This window comes from Vibrio sp. SCSIO 43097 (genome assembly GCF_023650755.1).
In the GTDB taxonomy this organism is placed as follows: domain Bacteria; phylum Pseudomonadota; class Gammaproteobacteria; order Enterobacterales; family Vibrionaceae; genus Vibrio; species Vibrio alginolyticus.
Genome location: NZ_CP071841.1, coordinates 1690265 through 1706177 on the forward strand (window position 1 = coordinate 1690265; position 15913 = coordinate 1706177).

The 15913-nt window shown below is 45.2% G+C and carries 14 protein-coding genes; 10 read left to right on the forward strand and 4 right to left on the reverse strand.

Annotation, left to right across the window (positions count from 1 at the left end; genetic code table 11):
* The first annotated feature begins 141 nt into the window (after window positions 1–141).
* From J4N40_RS23955 to gcvA, 5 genes are all read left to right on the forward strand, one after another.
* Complete coding sequence (locus tag J4N40_RS23955) at window positions 142–1176, forward strand: sensor histidine kinase (protein ID WP_025768539.1); 1035 nt, start codon at window positions 142–144, stop codon at window positions 1174–1176.
* Complete coding sequence (locus J4N40_RS23960; protein WP_017821850.1) at window positions 1173–1871, forward strand: response regulator transcription factor; 699 nt, start codon at window positions 1173–1175, stop codon at window positions 1869–1871. Before J4N40_RS23955 ends, J4N40_RS23960 begins: the two co-directional genes overlap by 4 nt.
* A gap of 151 nt (window positions 1872–2022) precedes the next feature.
* Window positions 2023–2676: a potassium channel family protein gene (locus J4N40_RS23965; protein ID WP_005375180.1), complete on the forward strand. Its 654-nt coding sequence runs from the start codon at window positions 2023–2025 to the stop codon at window positions 2674–2676.
* Window position 2677: 1 nt separating this feature from the next.
* On the forward strand, window positions 2678–4042 hold the full coding sequence (locus J4N40_RS23970; protein ID WP_250654567.1) for a TrkH family potassium uptake protein: 1365 nt from the start codon (window positions 2678–2680) through the stop codon (window positions 4040–4042).
* A gap of 247 nt (window positions 4043–4289) precedes the next feature.
* Window positions 4290–5216 (forward strand): transcriptional regulator GcvA, encoded by a 927-nt coding sequence (gene gcvA, locus J4N40_RS23975; RefSeq protein WP_047103923.1) that lies wholly within the window; start codon window positions 4290–4292, stop codon window positions 5214–5216.
* Window positions 5217–5306: 90 nt separating this feature from the next.
* On the opposite strand, the gene J4N40_RS23980 is transcribed toward gcvA, so the two are convergent.
* Complete coding sequence (locus J4N40_RS23980) at window positions 5307–7043, reverse strand: BCCT family transporter (RefSeq protein ID WP_138939664.1); 1737 nt, start codon at window positions 7041–7043, stop codon at window positions 5307–5309.
* 318 nt (window positions 7044–7361) lie between these two features.
* Here J4N40_RS23980 and J4N40_RS23985 point away from each other — a divergent pair, with 318 nt between their 5' ends.
* From J4N40_RS23985 to J4N40_RS24010, 5 genes are all read left to right on the forward strand, one after another.
* Window positions 7362–8549, forward strand: coding sequence for an aromatic ring-hydroxylating oxygenase subunit alpha (locus J4N40_RS23985; protein WP_054577059.1), 1188 nt, complete (start codon window positions 7362–7364; stop codon window positions 8547–8549).
* A 1-nt stretch (window position 8550) separates the two neighbouring features.
* Window positions 8551–9987 carry an aldehyde dehydrogenase family protein gene (locus J4N40_RS23990; protein WP_053303840.1) on the forward strand — a complete coding sequence of 479 codons (1437 nt, stop codon included), beginning with the start codon at window positions 8551–8553 and terminating at the stop codon, window positions 9985–9987.
* Between the two features lie 142 nt (window positions 9988–10129).
* Window positions 10130–11563, forward strand: a complete 1434-nt coding sequence (locus J4N40_RS24000; RefSeq protein ID WP_447076181.1) for an FAD-dependent oxidoreductase — start codon at window positions 10130–10132, stop codon at window positions 11561–11563.
* Window positions 11564–11575: 12 nt separating this feature from the next.
* Entirely contained in the window at window positions 11576–12892 is a 1317-nt protein-coding gene (locus J4N40_RS24005) for an NAD(P)/FAD-dependent oxidoreductase (protein ID WP_005385877.1), read from the forward strand.
* Window positions 12889–13239 (forward strand): EutQ-related cupin domain-containing protein, encoded by a 351-nt coding sequence (locus J4N40_RS24010; protein ID WP_005385875.1) that lies wholly within the window; start codon window positions 12889–12891, stop codon window positions 13237–13239. The genes J4N40_RS24005 and J4N40_RS24010 overlap by 4 nt, the downstream gene beginning before the upstream one ends.
* A gap of 226 nt (window positions 13240–13465) precedes the next feature.
* Here J4N40_RS24010 and azu read toward each other — a convergent pair whose 3' ends face one another.
* The 3 genes from azu to J4N40_RS24025 all read right to left on the reverse strand — a co-directional run bounded on the left by azu (window position 13466) and on the right by J4N40_RS24025 (window position 15692).
* Complete coding sequence (gene azu / locus J4N40_RS24015) at window positions 13466–13918, reverse strand: azurin (RefSeq protein WP_005375211.1); 453 nt, start codon at window positions 13916–13918, stop codon at window positions 13466–13468.
* Between the two features lie 335 nt (window positions 13919–14253).
* Window positions 14254–14904 carry an HAD family hydrolase gene (locus tag J4N40_RS24020; protein ID WP_171345500.1) on the reverse strand — a complete coding sequence of 217 codons (651 nt, stop codon included), beginning with the start codon at window positions 14902–14904 and terminating at the stop codon, window positions 14254–14256.
* Window positions 14905–15173: 269 nt separating this feature from the next.
* The gene (locus J4N40_RS24025) at window positions 15174–15692 is read right to left on the reverse strand and encodes a DUF7691 family protein (RefSeq protein ID WP_053307894.1); all 519 of its coding nucleotides are present in this window, start codon (window positions 15690–15692) and stop codon (window positions 15174–15176) included.
* Between the last annotated feature and the right edge of the window lie 221 nt (window positions 15693–15913).

Below are 15913 nucleotides of genomic sequence, written 5' to 3' on the forward strand. Positions count from 1 at the left end.
TTATTCATTAAGTTAGGCCAACTTAATGATGATTATGTTTATAACTCACTGTCGTTATTGAATTTTTTACGCTTTTTTTACGCGAACTCCGAATGGGCTTTTGCTAAAGTTTTCTACATCGAATTTTGGTTGATGTATTTTATGTTTGTTCAATGGCGAGATAACACCTTTCTCTTTTCTACTACCGTGATTGTTGGCGCGGTTGTCGTCTCATGGTTGTTAGACCAACTGTTTGGCTCTACGGCTGCCGTCCTGCTGATTTTACAGTTAGCGGTCGTGGTAGTGGCGTTTCAATGCAACTCGCGATTCGCTTATGCGGCGGCGGTGATCGAAGCGCTGAGCTTCAACTTCTTTTTTACGACACCTCGTTACTCTTTGCAGATGTTTCGTCCGGAAGACATTTTTAATTTAGTCGTGTTTATGGTGGTGGCATTTATCACCAGCACCTTTGCGGATCTTTATCGTCGCCAGCAGGGCGAGTTAAAACAAACCAAGCTGCAAAACAGCATCCTGCTATCGGTGTCCCATGACTTACGCACGCCGCTGGCAACCATTATTGGAACATTGACCACACTCAACGAGTACATGCCCAAGCTCAATGACTTAGAGCGTAAAGAATTGCTCGACAGTGCGACTTCAGAAAGCCATCGCTTGCATCAATATATCGAGAACCTCTTACAGGCGACTAAGCTCCAGCACGGCACATTAAAAATTACCAAAAAAGATGAGTTGATTGCAGATATTGTTCGGGATGCGGTTTCTCGTTTGCCAAATTACACCGAGAAAGTGTCCATGAATATGGATGATTCCGTTGATTATTTGTCAGTAAGTCGTTCGCTCATCGAGCAAGCGATTTTTAATGTGTTGGATAATGCCATGCGATTTTCACCAGAGAATGAATCTGTCGAGGTTTCACTTTCTAAGCAGGGTTCGTCGTGCGTGATTGATGTTCGGGACATGGGGATTGGCATCAAAGCTGAAGATGCGGAAAAAATATTCAGCCTTTTCTATTCCGACGCGAACAACAAATCGGCCGATTCAGGCACCGGAATGGGACTCGCGGTTGCCAAAGGCATCATCATCGCACACCAAGGAGAGATTCAATCTATGCCAGTATCAGAAGGGACGCTGATCCGCATTCGACTTCCACTCAATCCAGGAGCAGAGCAGGCGTGAGTTACAAAGTTTTAGTCGTGGACGATGAGCCTCGCATTCATACCTTTATTCGAATTTCGCTGTCTGCTGAAGGGTTTGATTACATTGGCGCGAGTACCATTGCAGAAGCCAAAGCGTGTTTCGAAGCGCATTCGCCGCACGTCATTCTGCTAGATTTAGGCTTGCCCGACGGCGATGGGAAGGAGTTTCTCACTACGCTTCGTCAGACGTATAAAACGCCAGTGCTAGTGCTGACGGCTCGCGATCAAGAAGAGGAAAAAATCCGCCTTTTAGAAGCGGGCGCGAATGATTACTTGAGCAAGCCTTTTGGCGTAAAAGAGCTCATCGCGCGCATCAAAGTGCTGGTTCGAGATTTGGTGGATGAGCAAACCGTCGCTGATGAGCTGGTGGCTGGCCGAGTCAAAATCATCAAAAGTACTCACCAATTTTGGTTGGATCAGAGGGAAATTCCACTCACCAAGAAAGAGTTTTCTTTCATTGAACAGTTGATTCTCAAGCCGGGAAAACTCATTGAGCAAACTCATTTGCTAGCGGTGATTTGGGGAAAAAGTCATGTCGAAGATACTCACTACTTACGTGTGTTAGTGAGTCAACTACGCAAAAAACTGAACGATAGTGCTGACGAACAGCGGCTATTAAAAACCGAGCCGGGGTTGGGTTATCGTTTAGTGCTAGAGGCGTCCAAGCACCACTAAATTCCAAATTTAATCAACGTTAATGCCAAGGTTTAGTGCTGGTTATCGGCACTCGAACGGGATTCGTGTTGCCTATTTTCCGTGACGGAAAATCAGTCTAACCCTTAACGCATTAGCATTTTCTATACATAAAACACAGTTAGGTATTGATATGGCTCACTTTACAGTAATTGGTCTAGGGCGATTTGGCGTTGCCGCCAGCTTAGAACTTATTCATCTTGGACACACCGTAACGGGGGTGGATAGCGACCCGAAAATCGTCGAAAAATACGTCGAAGAGTTAACGCAAGCGGTCATATGTGACGCAACAGACGAAGGTGCACTCAGAGAGTTAGCGTTAGCGAACAGTGATGTGGTGTTGGTGGCGATTGGCGAAGACATGCAAGCCAGTTTGTTGTGTACGCTGGCGCTGAAAAATCTGGGTGTGAAATCTATTTGGGTCAAAGCGAGCACCAAAGCACACCACACCATCGTGTCTAAGCTTGGTGTACAACGCATTATTCATCCGGAAGAGGAGATGGGCGTAAGAGTCGCGCAGGCACTCAACTATCCGATGGTGAACAACTATTTGGAAATGGGGCATGGTTTGTATGTGGTGGAAATCCACGTTAAATCCAATCTGCACGATACGCCGCTTTCTAAGTTGATCAGCCGAGGCAGTTACAACATTCAGCCTATCTTGGTGAAGCGCGAAGAAGCCGTCTACACCAATATCAATGATGAGTTTGTGCTTAATGAGTTCGACACGCTGTTGCTTTGCGGTAGTCGCGCTGAGCTGAAATACGTCGCTCCAAGGTTGGTGTAACATGGTTTTGTGGCATCCCTCTGTTATCCCAATCGAGCGAAAACCCAAAGCGGGCAAAAAATTGTTGGGCGCACCGCCATTAATACTTAGCCTCAGCTTTGCGTGCTTGATCATGCTCGGCACGGTCTTACTCAAACTGCCGATTGCCACCACAGAGCCCATCACTTGGATTCAAAGCCTGTTTACAGCAACATCGGCCATTACGGTGACGGGATTAGTTGTGGTGGACACGGGCACGGCGTTTACGCCTTTTGGGCAAGTGGTTATTGCTTTCCTGATTCAATGTGGTGGCCTAGGTTTGATGACGTTTGCTATCGTGACCTTGCTGGCTCTGGGCGGAAAAATTGGCTTTTTGGAGCGAGCCGTCGCGAGAGAGGCGTTCAACCAAACTGATTCATCGACACTCATTGCCACAGCTAAATCTGTATTGATGTTCGCTCTGCTCGTTGAACTTATTGGTTTCACTATTTTGAGCGTTTATTGGAGTGAAGAGCTGGGCTGGAAAACCAGTTTGTTCCATGGTTTCTTCTATACCATCAGTGCGTTTAACAATGCAGGTTTTGCGTTGAGTGCCGATAGCTTAATGCCTTACGTGGACGACCCGATCGTTAACTTCACCATTACCAGTTTGTTCATTATTGGTGGTTTAGGCTTCTCGGTTTGGATTGACTTAAAACGCAATCGCCGTTGGCACCGACTCACCGTTTACAGTCGAATGATGATCTTAGGCACGGTGACCATTAACGTGGTGGCACTTATCGCGATTTACCTGATTGAATATGACAACCCCAACACGCTTGCCCCTTTGAGCGAAGCAGGGAAATGGTGGGCATCGTGGTTTCAAGCGGTGACGCCAAGAACGGCGGGGTTCAATACTTTAGCTATCGATCAGTTGGAAGATGCCACAACGGCGATCATTCTGGTGTTGATGTTTATCGGCGGTGGTTCATTGAGTACGGCAAGTGGCATTAAAGTTGTGACATTTATGGTATTGGTCTTGGCAACTTACAGCTATTTGCGTCGCGATGAAGCAACCTATGCCTTTCAACGCGAGATTCCCAAAGAGACCATCAGCAAGGCATTGGCGCTGACTCTGATCTCGGTGGGGGTGACTTGGTTTGCCATATTCACGCTGTTACTGACAGAGAAAGCGTCTATGTTAGATATTATGTTCGAAGCGGTCTCGGCACTGGGTACGGTTGGGTTATCGCGAGGCTTAACGGGCAGTTTGTCCGAACCAGGTGAGTTAGTGATCATCTTCATGATGTTTATGGGACGATTAGGGCCTCTTACATTAGCGTACTTCTTAGCCAGTCCAAGAAAGAAAAAAGCGCGTTACGCGAGTACTAAACTGGCAATAGGGTAAATGGGCTAACTCGTACAAAGTGAGCAAAAGGCTAGGCAAAAGAGGAGTAACTGCTCCTCTTTTTGCGCTCGTTGTAGCCACGAAACTGTATACGGCGGTCTCTCTCACAACAATTTATGATTCATATCTATTTTTTATCATTTATAAATTGTCGTTTTTGAGGTGTTGTCCAGAATGGCATTATCCACGTGCAACATAAGATTGCCGGGAATAAAAATAATTACAATACTGCCTTACTGGAAGATACATGAAAATTAAACCCCTCCCACCTTTAAATAGCCTCGTTGCGTTTGAAGCGTCGGCGCGGCACTTGAGTTTTACGTTAGCCGCTGACGAGCTAAACGTGACCCAAGGTGCTATCAGTCGCCAAATTAGACAATTAGAAGAATATTTAGGCAAGGCTATGTTCACGCGAGCCAATCGAAGCATTAATTTAACGCCTACAGGTCTTCAATATTATCAAGCTGTCAGCCAATCTTTGCTCGATATTGCTCAAATCACGGGTGAAGTGAAGAAGTGGCAGGGCGAACAAAAGATCACGGTTGCGACGACAAATGCAATGGCAGCCTTGTGGTTGTTGCCTAAGGTTGCTCAATTTCAAAATGAACATGATGACATCGATATAAGAATATTGGCCTCAGATAATGTGTTGGACTTACGCCGATTAGATTGCGATATCGCCTTGTTTTATTGTCGCACTCCACCTGCGGAAATGGACGTGACAACGCTATTTTCAGAAGAGGTATTCCCTGTGTGTAGCCCGCTTTATTTAGAGAAAATCGGCCAGCCTAGTGAGCCAGAAGAAATCTTCAATAAAACGTTACTCTATCTGGAAGAGTCTCAAAGAGATTGGGTGAATTGGGAGCAGTGGTTTGCGAGTGTAGGATTGCCAAATATTTCGCCTCGTAATCGCATGAACATCAATAACTATCCAATGCTGTTACAAGCGGCAATTAATGGTCAGGGCATCGCGTTAGCCTGGGGGTCATTAGTGGACGACTATTTACAAAGCGGTGCTTTAGTTAGGCCAGTCGAACACGTGCTTTCAACACCTTCCAATTTCTCTATGCTTGAACCTAAAAATAGAGGTTTAATCCCAGCAAGCGTCAAGCGTTTTAGAGAGTGGCTTTTGCAACAGTTGCCAGATGAGGTGGGTGATCGAGGTTTAGCCTAAATCAATAAGCAGAGAAAATAACAGAGTTTGGTCATGTTAAAAAAGCGGGAGTACCAGTTCCCGCTTTGTTTTAATTGATGAAACGACGCACTAACTTAGTACTGGTCCCTGATTGAGTGTGGAATCACTTTTTTGTGAGGATCTTGAAGCGATAGGCTCGGAAGCCACTGTTTTGCTTTCAACAAGCGGTTCAACAGGACCATCAAGTTTCTCTTGCTCTGGGTGAACATGCTCAGGCAGCATTGCCCATGGCTTAGGTTCGCGTCGAATACTATGAAACAGCGTTAAGCTCATCACCGCGATAAAAATGGCGATAGGGAAACCGGCAATAATGGAGGCCGTTTGCATTGCTTTTAACCCTCCTGCGTATAGAAGTACTCCCGCAATGGCTGCGATCATGATCCCCCACAATACGCGTATAGAGGTAGGAGGCTCACTGTGCCCAGCGGCATCGAGGGTGCATAGAACCAAGGTACCCGAGTCTGCGGAGGTAATGAAATAAGTACCGAGCAATAGACACGCAAGCACGCTAAGTAGTTTACCAAACATACCTGTATCTAGATTGTCGAATAGCGTAAACAAAGCGCGTGTCGTATCGGCTTTAGTCGCTTCAAGAATCGGGCCGCCAGAAAAATCCGCAGGTGGTGTTTGTTTGGCTTCTTGTGCCGCAGTGACTTGCTCTTGATGAGCAACACGAGCGTCTTGCTCTACCTTCAACGCTGCACCACCAAATACTGAAATCCATAAGAACGTGATCAGCGTGGGTACGATGAGAGCACCGCCGATAAGTTCACGTATTGTGCGTCCTTTAGAGATACGAGCCACAAACATGCCAACGAAAGGTGCCCAAGTCATCCACCAAGGCCAGTAATAAGCCGTCCACCAGTTTTGCCAGCCAGAGTCATTCTGTGCATCGCTCCATAAGCTCATACCGACAATGTTTTGTGCATAAAGCCCCGTACTTTCGAGTAGCGTATTTAAGATATAGCGAGTTGGGCCAATATAAAGTACGACCAGCACGAGTGCGAGTGAAAGCAGCATGTTCCATTCTGATAAACGGCGAATACCTTTTCCTACACCAGATAGCACCGACGCAACCGCACAAGTACAAAGGGAAACGATAATAAAGAGTTGAATCCCCAAACTAATGTCTAGGCCAAAGGCTTGATTCAAACCAGAGTTTATTTGGATAACTCCCATCCCTAAGGTTTGAGAGATACCGAAAGCAGTCACCGCGACTGTTAGGATATCAACCGTGTGTCCGATAGGCCCATAAATACGATCACCAATCAAAGGGTACAAGATAGAGCGTAGGGTAAAAGGCAGATCTTTACGGTAGGAAAAGTAAGCTAATGCGAGTGCAACAATAATAAAGACAGACCAAGGATGTAGACCCCAGTGAAAGAATGTCAGTTTCATTGATGTTGTTGCGGCTTCATTGGTCAGGCCTTGAGTAAATGGGTTGTCAGCGTAATGCCACATCGGTTCGGCGACCGACCAGAAAATTAAGCCTATCCCCATGCCTCCGGAAAAAAGCATGGATACCCAAGACAAATAACTAAACTCTGGTTTTTCGTCATCTTTACTCAAACGAATATGCCCATATCGACTAACCATAAGGTAAAGAAGAAAACCGACAACGAGTGAAACAAGTCCGATGTAAAACCACTTCATATTCTGTAGCAAAATGCCGGAAATCGTTTCGAAGTATTGGCCCGCTTGGTTGGCGAGAATGGCGCAGAAAAGTACAAAACCGATAACGACGATCTTTGATGCGATTGTCACAGTCGGATTGAGTCCTTTCAATATCCCAGATGTTGCTCTCATAGGCATCCCTCACAGTGCGTTTGTTTTAACGTTATTGTTTGTTGCGTTATTGTTAATTTTTGAAAGAGAGTAGAGAGAGGGCTTTTGTGTTTCAACTGATTAATACTCATCGGTTAATGAGTATTAATCATGACAAGAAGATCATTGTTAATTAAAAGGTTATTTTTTGTTCGAGATCAATGCATGAATGACAAAAACTCATCCAAGCCCGGCGAAAAAGTCGTTTGTTTGTTGCCGGGTTGTTAATCAAAATCTTCTCCACTAACACAACACGATGTTGTACGCACTGGATGCAACTCGACTCTCGGAGATAAGAATATGAGCAATGTCAACCAAACCATTATTCCTGTTGAACTTGTTGATAATGTACTGAACCCAATCAGTGAAGCAACAGGAATGCCGAATCAGGCCTACACCAGCGAAGAGTATTTTACTTTTGAGCGTGATCAGGTGTTTGGTAACACTTGGGTATGTATTGGTTTTGCATCAGACCTGCTTAAAAATGGTTATGTGATGCCACTTGATTTCATGAATCTTCCACTACTCATGATGAGAAATCGCCAAGGTGAAGTCCAAGTTTTCCACAACGTATGTAGTCATCGTGGTATGAAGCTGGTTCATGAGGCAGGCGAAGTTCAAGGCATGATTCGCTGTCCTTACCATTCATGGACGTACGATCTTGACGGCAATCTAAAAGGCACACCACACATTGGTGGTATCGCAAAACACAAAGATGACCGATTTAAGTGTGAAAAACATGGCCTTAAGCCACTTCGTTCAGCCGTTTGGATGGACATGGTGTTCGTCAACTTATCGGGCAATGCAGAAAGCTTTGAAGAGCATATCGCGCCGCTAGAGCAACGTTGGCAGCAATTCTTAGGTGAAGAAGGATTAGGGCTTCTTCGCCGCGTGAACATGGGTGGCAACCTAGAGATAGAAGTGAAAAGTAACTGGAAGCTTGCCGTAGAAAACTACTGTGAAGCTTACCACTTACCTTGGGTGCATCCGAGTTTGAACAGTTATTCTCGCCTAGAGGATCACTACAACATCATGTTTGCAGAGCGTTTTGCTGGCCAAGGTAGTCTCGCATACAACCTCTCTGATACTGCAGGAACACACTTACCTAAATTTCCAAACTGGCCAGAAGATAAACTGCGTCATGCAGAATATGTTGCACTCTTTCCAAACGTGTTGCTTGGTATTCAAGCCGATCATGCCTTTGCGATGATGATTGAACCAATCACTGCGAATAAGAGTGTTGAGCACCTACGTGTTTTCTATGTGGGTGATGAAGCAACGAAAGATGAGTTCGCTGCGTGCCGTACTGCTACCGTTGAGTCATGGCGAGTCGTATTCGGCGAAGATATTGGAGCGGTCGAGGGCATGCAGGAAGGTCGTTACTCACCTGGCTTTGGTGGTGGTGTGTTCTCACCAGAAATGGATGTTCCGACGCATTTCTTCCAAACCTGGTTGGCAAAGCAAGTGAAAGCGGCACTGGAGCAGTAATATGATGCATTACCTTAATTATATTGATGGTGAGTGGTGCGATTCAGAGCAAGCGCTGACCGTCATGAACCCTGGCACAGCCGAAGCGTATGCGACGATTGCAGAAGCCACTATCACCGATGCCGATCGCGCAATGGCAGCGGCACGTCGAGTGGTCTATCAAGGTCTTCTTTCGGACGTTCGTCCCGCCGTCAGAACCGAGTGGATGTTAAAAGCCGCCGCAGCTATTCGTGAAATGGTTGATGAAGGTGGGTTAGTTGCCTGTCGTGAAAATGGGAAATCTTTGCAAGATGCCAAAGATGAGTTTTTAGAGTCGGCACGTTACTTCGAATACTACGCTGGCATGGCCGACAAGCTGGAAGGCACGTCAATTCCGTTGGGTAAAGACTATGTCGACTTCACTCAATATGTGCCGTTTGGCGTGTCAGTGCAGATTGTGCCGTGGAATTTCCCTGTCTCTATTTGTGCACGCTCATTGGCACCTGCATTAGCCGCAGGTAACGCAGTGGTGATCAAATCGCCAGAGATTTCTCCACTTGCCATGACGTTGTTGATTAAAGCGATTGAAAAAGCGGGCTTCCCAAAAGGCACGATTAACTTGCTATGTGGCAAAGGCTCAGTCGTTGGCAGTCATTTGGTGCAGCACCAAGAGGTCGATCAAATTGTCTTTACGGGTTCTGTTCCAACTGGCCAACGCATCCTGCAAGATTCAGCGCAACGCGCTACTCCATCGGTGATGGAGCTGGGTGGTAAATCGGCTGCTATCGCGCTGAAAGATGCGAGCCTCGAAACACTTTTGAAAAGCGTTCAGGTCGGTATTTTCTTTAACGCTGGTCAAGTTTGTTCGGCAATGTCTCGTTTGCTGATTCAAAAAGAGCGTTATGAAGAAGTAAAAGCGGCGGTTGTGGAAATGGCAAAAAGCCTAACCATTGGCCAAGGCGAAAGCCAGCCGGACATCACACCGTTGGTATCGGCTGATCAACAAGCGCGCGTGCTTGAAATGATAGAACAAGCAAAAGCCGACGGCGCGAACATCCTAACGGGTGGCTACGCCCCTGATTTGTCGGGTTACTTTGTGGCACCGACGGTGATTGAAGCCTCACCAGATATGCGTATTGCTCAAGAAGAAGTGTTTGGCCCTGTACTGGTAATTACACCGTTTGAAACCGAGCAAGAGGCCGTTGAAATCGCGAATGGCACCGATTTTGGCCTGGTCGCTGGTGTCTTTGGTGAAAGCCTAAACCAAACATTGCGTGTGGCACAGCAACTGCGTGGTGGACAAGTGTTCATCAATGAATGGTTTGCTGGTGGCATCGAAACACCATTTGGTGGCGTGGGCTTGTCCGGGTTTGGGCGAGAAAAAGGACAAGAAGCGATTTATAGCTACGTCCAGACACGCAATATTGCCATTCGTTTGCAGCAAGACAGCAACGTATAGCTACCGTGTAACTGTATTTTCATCACCTCGTACCGGCTTGGATTTCAGACCACAAGCTAGGGCGAGGTTGATGGAATCACAACAAATCTGACAGCGGTTTGTAAACACGGAAATTCTGAACAAGGTAGTTGGAGTATAAGTGATGAGAAAGTGGCTCTGTATTATTTGCGGCTTAATCTATGATGAAGCACAAGGTTGGCCATCCGATGGTATTGCACCAGGAACAGCATGGGAAGATGTACCGGATGACTGGTTATGTCCTGACTGTTTAGTGGGTAAGGCCGATTTTGAAATGATCGAAATCACCGACGATGCGCCACTAGAAGAGGTTGCAGCTGTGTCTTCGGTGTCGGTAGAAGCGTCTGTTCAGCCAAATACGGCTCAGCCTCTTCCATCTGAAGTTACTCAACCTGTATTCTCAAATGACCCTATCGTTATCATCGGTAGTGGCCACAGTGGTTACCAGTTGGCGGCGGCACTTAGAGCGCAATCCGAGACGGTTGCTATCACCATCTTTACCTCTGATGATGGCGCTTTGTACAGCAAACCAGCATTGTCTAATGCGTTGGTCATGAACAAAGACGGCGACGCGCTGCAAAGTGAAAGCGCGTTGGAGTGGGAAAGCCGTCTCAATATCCGCGTTTACCCGCATACGCGTGTTGAACAGATCGATCGTGCCAATTCAACGCTACATACCTCCATCGGTAAATACGCCTACAGCCGCTTGGTACTTGCAACAGGTGCATCACCGATTGAAATCCCAATTGAGGGCGATCGCTCTTGGGTTATGAGTGTGAACGACTTAGTTGACTACCGCCGTTTCAGATCGGAGCTGCAAGACAAAAAGCGCATCGCGATCCTAGGTGATGGCTTAATTGGCTGTGAGTTTGCGAATGACCTGATCGAAAGCGGTTATGAAGTGACAGTTATCGGGTTGGGTCAATGGCCAATGGAGCGTTTGATCCCGCAACAGTTGGGTGAATCATTACAAAGCGCACTTGCCGATCGAGGCGTGCAATGGGCTCTGCAAGACAGTATCGTCAGAATCGAGCCAAGGTCGGAATCTAGTGTGGTTTTACATCTAAACAGTGGCAAGCAGATTGAAGCAGATCTAGTGCTGAGCGCGGTTGGACTCAAGCCAAATGTTTCTCTGGCTGAGCGCGCGGGGCTTGAAGTTGGCCGCGGCATTAAAGTGAATCAATTCGGCCAGACGAGTGATGAGAATATTTACTCGCTAGGTGACTGTGTTGAAACGGAGCAAGGTTGGCAGCCGTATATTGCGCCGATTAATCAAATGATTCCTTCCGTAGCGAAAAGCTTGCTAGGTGATATTACGCCTACCTCTTTAACACCAACTCCAGTGATTGTAAAAACGCCGATTCTTCCACTCACGATTTTCCCGGTAGCCGCTGAAGAACAGGGACAATGGTACATTGAGAACCAAGCAGATGAATTGACCGCTGCGTTTTATTCACCAGAAGGAGCAATGCTCGGTTTTGCGTTGCTAGGAAGAAAAGTACAGTCATTACGCGGCCCTTGGCTAGATCAATTGTCATTGAAACTGTCAGCAGCGTAGCGGAGAAAAAAGATGATTCATTTACCCAATGATGACGTGACGTGTGGTTGGTACCATGCGTTGCCAAGTATTCCAGAAAAATCGGCGTTAAAAGGTAAACAAAGTGCTGACTATGCCGTGTTAGGTGCCGGTTTCGCAGGCCTAGCTATGGCAAGACGTTTAGCTGAACTTATGCCTAATGCACGAATTATACTGATTGATGCGCAACGTATCGGCCAAGGGGCTTCAGGAAGAAATTCGGGCTTTGTTATCGATTTGCCTCATAAGTTTTCACTTGAGCATCCCGACCCTGAGCACAAACAAAAGTTATTGTCGCTCAACCGTTCTGCGATTGCTCAGCTAAACACTTTAGTGTCGAAGCACAGTATTTCTTGTCAGTGGTCAGCAAAGGGCAAATATCAAGGAGCCGTAGGGGCGCGCGGTGAAGCGTATCTCGATCACTTTGAGCACCTAATGAAAGACCTTGGCGAACCATACTTCCATGTTAATGGCAGTGAGCTGGCGAAAGTCTTGGGAACCAACTACTACAGCCGCGCAATTTACACGCCAGGTGGTTATTTAATGCAACCTGCTGCTTTGGTGCGTGGGCTAGGGGAAAGCCTTCCAGAGAACGTCGAGGTGTTAGAGAACTCGCCAATCCGCAAGCTCAGTAAAGAAAACGGTTGCTGGGTATTACATGGAGATAGTGGCTCTGTTGAAACCCCTGAACTGCTGCTTGGGACCAGCATTTTTACTCGGGAGTTTGGTTATCTTAAAAACAGACTACTTCCAGTGATGACGTTTGCAAGCTGGACGCGTCCATTAACCGACGCAGAAATGCAACGATACGGAGGTGAGCTGAATTGGGGGTTAACTCCAGCTGATCATGCGGGAACGACGTTACGTATGACCGCCGATCGACGTATTTTGATCCGCAATACTTACAAACACGTGCCGAAATATGGCTCAAGCATGAACGATAAAGTCAGAGAACAAATTCGCGACGATCATCGTCAGGTCTTTCTGGCGCGTTACCCCGAGCTGGCCGACGTACCATTTACTCACACATGGGGTGGGGTGTATGCCATCTCTCGTAACTTTACTAACTTTTTCGGTCAATTAGATGAAGGTGTTTATGCCAGCGCTTGTGACAATGGTGTTGGTGCTGCGTGGGGAACCATTTCTGGAACACTGTTAGCTGACTATGTCGTTGGTGCGACATCTAAATCATTGGATGACATACAGCAAGTGACAGGAATGCCTTGTTTGAATCCGCCAGAGCCTTTTTTAGGTTTGGGAGTAAAAACGCGTATCCAATTAGCAAAATGGCAAAGCCGGAGTGAATTATGAAGCAAGTCAAACTTGTTGATAGTAAAAGTCTAGATTTCAATGTTCGTGGTGATACGCCGGGAATGGCGTATGTTGCCAGGGCGTTAAGCCCAGAAATTTCACCAAACATTGGTGTAGGCTTTGCTAAATGGGAAGGCGCTAAAGTGGCTTGGACAGTGCTTTATGATGAAGTTGTTTTTGTGATTGAAGGCTGTTTTGAGCTGACCGCAAATGGTGAGACACATTTTGTGCACCCAGGTCAGATGCTTTGGATACCGGAAGGAACTGAATTGGTTTATGGTGGGCATGCTCTGTTCGGCTATGTGGTTCATCCAGGAAACTGGAAAGAGTTACATGGTATTGAATGACTTTTATCATTTAGTAGTGTCTCGGAAAGGCAAAATAAAAATCTGATTTTTAACCATAACTTTTCGCAAAAGAACTTAATCTCAATGGAGCAAGGGTTTCATACTTGCTATGTTTCTTGGTCACGTTTCCAGACGTGTTAGACCTTTCTCAATTGCTATTTTATCTATCAAAAAGGGAAGCCTTGGCTTCCCTATAATGAGTCTTCTTTTGGCTTGGCTAAAGCTTTTATTTTAGCTCAAATTTACCCTGCATGATTGCCCAGTGACCCGGGAACGAACAGAAGAATGAATAGTCACCGCCGGCTTTCATTTTCTCAGTACTGAACGTAATGCTGGTGCTTTCACCGCCACCAATTACTTTTGTGTGAGCGTAGACGCGATCATCATTTGGTTTTACGTAGTTATTTTCTGCTCCAGCTGCCATGCCATCAGTACCGACTGCTTGTAGGTTGGCTGTGTCAGAGATGACCACGTTGTGACCCATCGATTGCGCTGGCATCTTACCTGTGTGATTCAGCGTTAGTTTTACCTCTTTACAAGTGGCTGGTACGCTCAATGTTTTAGTAGAAAACTGCATCATATCGTTAGCATCTAATGACACTTCACACTCGGCACTGGCTTGGGCACCAAAGCTCATTCCTACTAATGCGAAGGTTGTTGCTAATAAACGTAAAGACATATAACACTCTCCATTTTGTATTTTAGGCTGACTTGGATTGATCTTATCCAATAGTTCTCATTATCAGCCAATTTTCACTCCAAAAACGTGCTTCAATCGGTATATTGACGTTTTGTTGCAAGCTTGTACTGGTCAGTTCCGCTATTTGATCACTCAAATGCCTTATTTCATGCGATTGCGTGAGTTAAATCAAAAGTCGTGATTAGCCAGAGTTAAGGTGAAAATAATCTCTCTAAACGGGTGGCAGAATTGTTTGGTTTTACGGTGTTGGAGAGGTTTCAAGAAAGAAGCTCAGCTAAATTGCTGAGCTTCTAGAGAACAGACGACAAGTAGGCCTAGCGAGTTTGCTTTAACGTGTGCAACACATCATGCAGTGAAGGTGCGACAGTATGGCCTAATTGCTTTATTTCGTCACAAGGCTCAACCAAATCAGGAATTTGATAAGTGATCATGTTCGCTGCTACCGCAGCACGTACGCCATTATTTGAATCTTCAAAAGCGAGACATTTGGTTGGATCTACGCTTAGACGACTTGCTGCAAGCAGGTAGATCTCTGGATCAGGTTTGCCGTGTGACACTTCACAGCCTGTCGTTAAGTTGTCGAAATACTTGCTTAGGCCCGCTAACTCCAACTTCTTCTGTGCCACTTCTTTTGCTGTAGAAGTGGCGACTGCAATTGGCAACCCTTGGCCTTTCAACCACTCAAGCAGCTCAATCACCCCTTCTTTTACCGGTATCGCTTGGTGCTTAACCACAGCGTCGTAACGGTCGCGCCACTCTTGGTGTAAGCGGTCAAGATCATCCCCATAAGCTTTACGAAAAATCACTTCAATGCCCGTTGCATTGCGACCAATGATTGAAAGGTAAACATCTTTATAGAAGGGTAGGTTCTGGGCTTCACATGCTTCTTGGAAAATATGCATACAGACGCGCTCAGTATCAAGGAGCAAACCATCCATATCAAAAATAGCAGCTTGGTAGTTCATTACATTAAGACTTTTTGGTTGGGATGGCGCATTTTGACACAAGCAGATCGTTTTTTCTTCTAAAAATTAGAACTTGATTTTGATCCTATGAGTTCACATTGCCTCTGAACACACTATACACAGAGTCTATAAATTAGGTGTGAAATATAATATTTTTAAAATTATAAAAATTTCAGTTAAATAGATAAAACTCTATCTTAATATAAGCTAGAGTTTTATTAATATTCTATTGTTATTTTAACTATTGGATAATTTATTAATAGTTAAAATTAATAATAAAATAATACCAAGTCACGATTGTTTACGACTGCATGAGTGTACCAGCTCTTGACTTCAGATATTTGTTGCTCTGATAAGCCTCCGAAGTCAACGTTATCTTGGTGAATATCTTGATTTTTTATCATAAAAACAACAGGGAAATCGTCAGGGAGTGGGAATTTTATGGGATAATCGGTATTAGTGAATGGAATATCGCAGAAATCGTTTACATCGCAAGGATACCAAGAGTTATTGGATAAGTAATAACCAGTGATCTTACATATAGCTTCAAGCAAGTAAGCATAGGCGTAACCCAAGTGACTGTATTTTATCTCTTCAGACAGCATCTGCATAAGAAGCTCTTCAGCTCGGATGCTTTCGCCACTACTTTCCAGCATTTCATTAATCACTTTAAAGGAGTCTTGACACCTTTCCATGATGGCTTTTTCTAGCTCTGGATTACGCTCATTCTTTAGTACGTTAAAAACCTTTTCAGTATCTAATGAATATACTGTCGCCCCATATCCCATATTTTATTCTCCTCACTTTTATACAGTTAAATTCATTTAAGTGTTTTTTATCGAAGGGATTATATTTTGATGTTTTTTGAAGGTAAAGTGTATATATAGAGGTTGTATTTATTATGATGAACTTTGAAAGTTTAAATTCTTAAAATAAATACTATATATTTAATTTTATTAGATCTAGCTCATAAAAATACCTTAACTATTATTGTGTTTATTGTTAAGGG

Bases quoted from the DNA above. Each gene is read 5' to 3' on its own strand.
- J4N40_RS23955 (WP_025768539.1), top strand. From the start codon at position 142: ATGTTTGTTCAATGGCGAGATAACACCTTTCTCTTTTCTACTACCGTG.
- J4N40_RS23965 (WP_005375180.1), top strand. From the start codon at position 2,023: ATGGCTCACTTTACAGTAATTGGTCTAGGGCGATTTGGCGTTGCCGCC.
- J4N40_RS23970 (WP_250654567.1), top strand. From the start codon at position 2,678: ATGGTTTTGTGGCATCCCTCTGTTATCCCAATCGAGCGAAAACCCAAA.
- gcvA (WP_047103923.1), top strand. From the start codon at position 4,290: ATGAAAATTAAACCCCTCCCACCTTTAAATAGCCTCGTTGCGTTTGAA.
- J4N40_RS23980 (WP_138939664.1), bottom strand. From the start codon at position 7,043: ATGAGAGCAACATCTGGGATATTGAAAGGACTCAATCCGACTGTGACA.
- J4N40_RS23985 (WP_054577059.1), top strand. From the start codon at position 7,362: ATGAGCAATGTCAACCAAACCATTATTCCTGTTGAACTTGTTGATAAT.
- J4N40_RS23990 (WP_053303840.1), top strand. From the start codon at position 8,551: ATGATGCATTACCTTAATTATATTGATGGTGAGTGGTGCGATTCAGAG.
- J4N40_RS24000 (WP_447076181.1), top strand. From the start codon at position 10,130: ATGAGAAAGTGGCTCTGTATTATTTGCGGCTTAATCTATGATGAAGCA.
- J4N40_RS24005 (WP_005385877.1), top strand. From the start codon at position 11,576: ATGATTCATTTACCCAATGATGACGTGACGTGTGGTTGGTACCATGCG.
- J4N40_RS24010 (WP_005385875.1), top strand. From the start codon at position 12,889: ATGAAGCAAGTCAAACTTGTTGATAGTAAAAGTCTAGATTTCAATGTT.
- azu (WP_005375211.1), bottom strand. From the start codon at position 13,918: ATGTCTTTACGTTTATTAGCAACAACCTTCGCATTAGTAGGAATGAGC.
- J4N40_RS24020 (WP_171345500.1), bottom strand. From the start codon at position 14,904: ATGAACTACCAAGCTGCTATTTTTGATATGGATGGTTTGCTCCTTGAT.
- J4N40_RS24025 (WP_053307894.1), bottom strand. From the start codon at position 15,692: ATGGGATATGGGGCGACAGTATATTCATTAGATACTGAAAAGGTTTTT.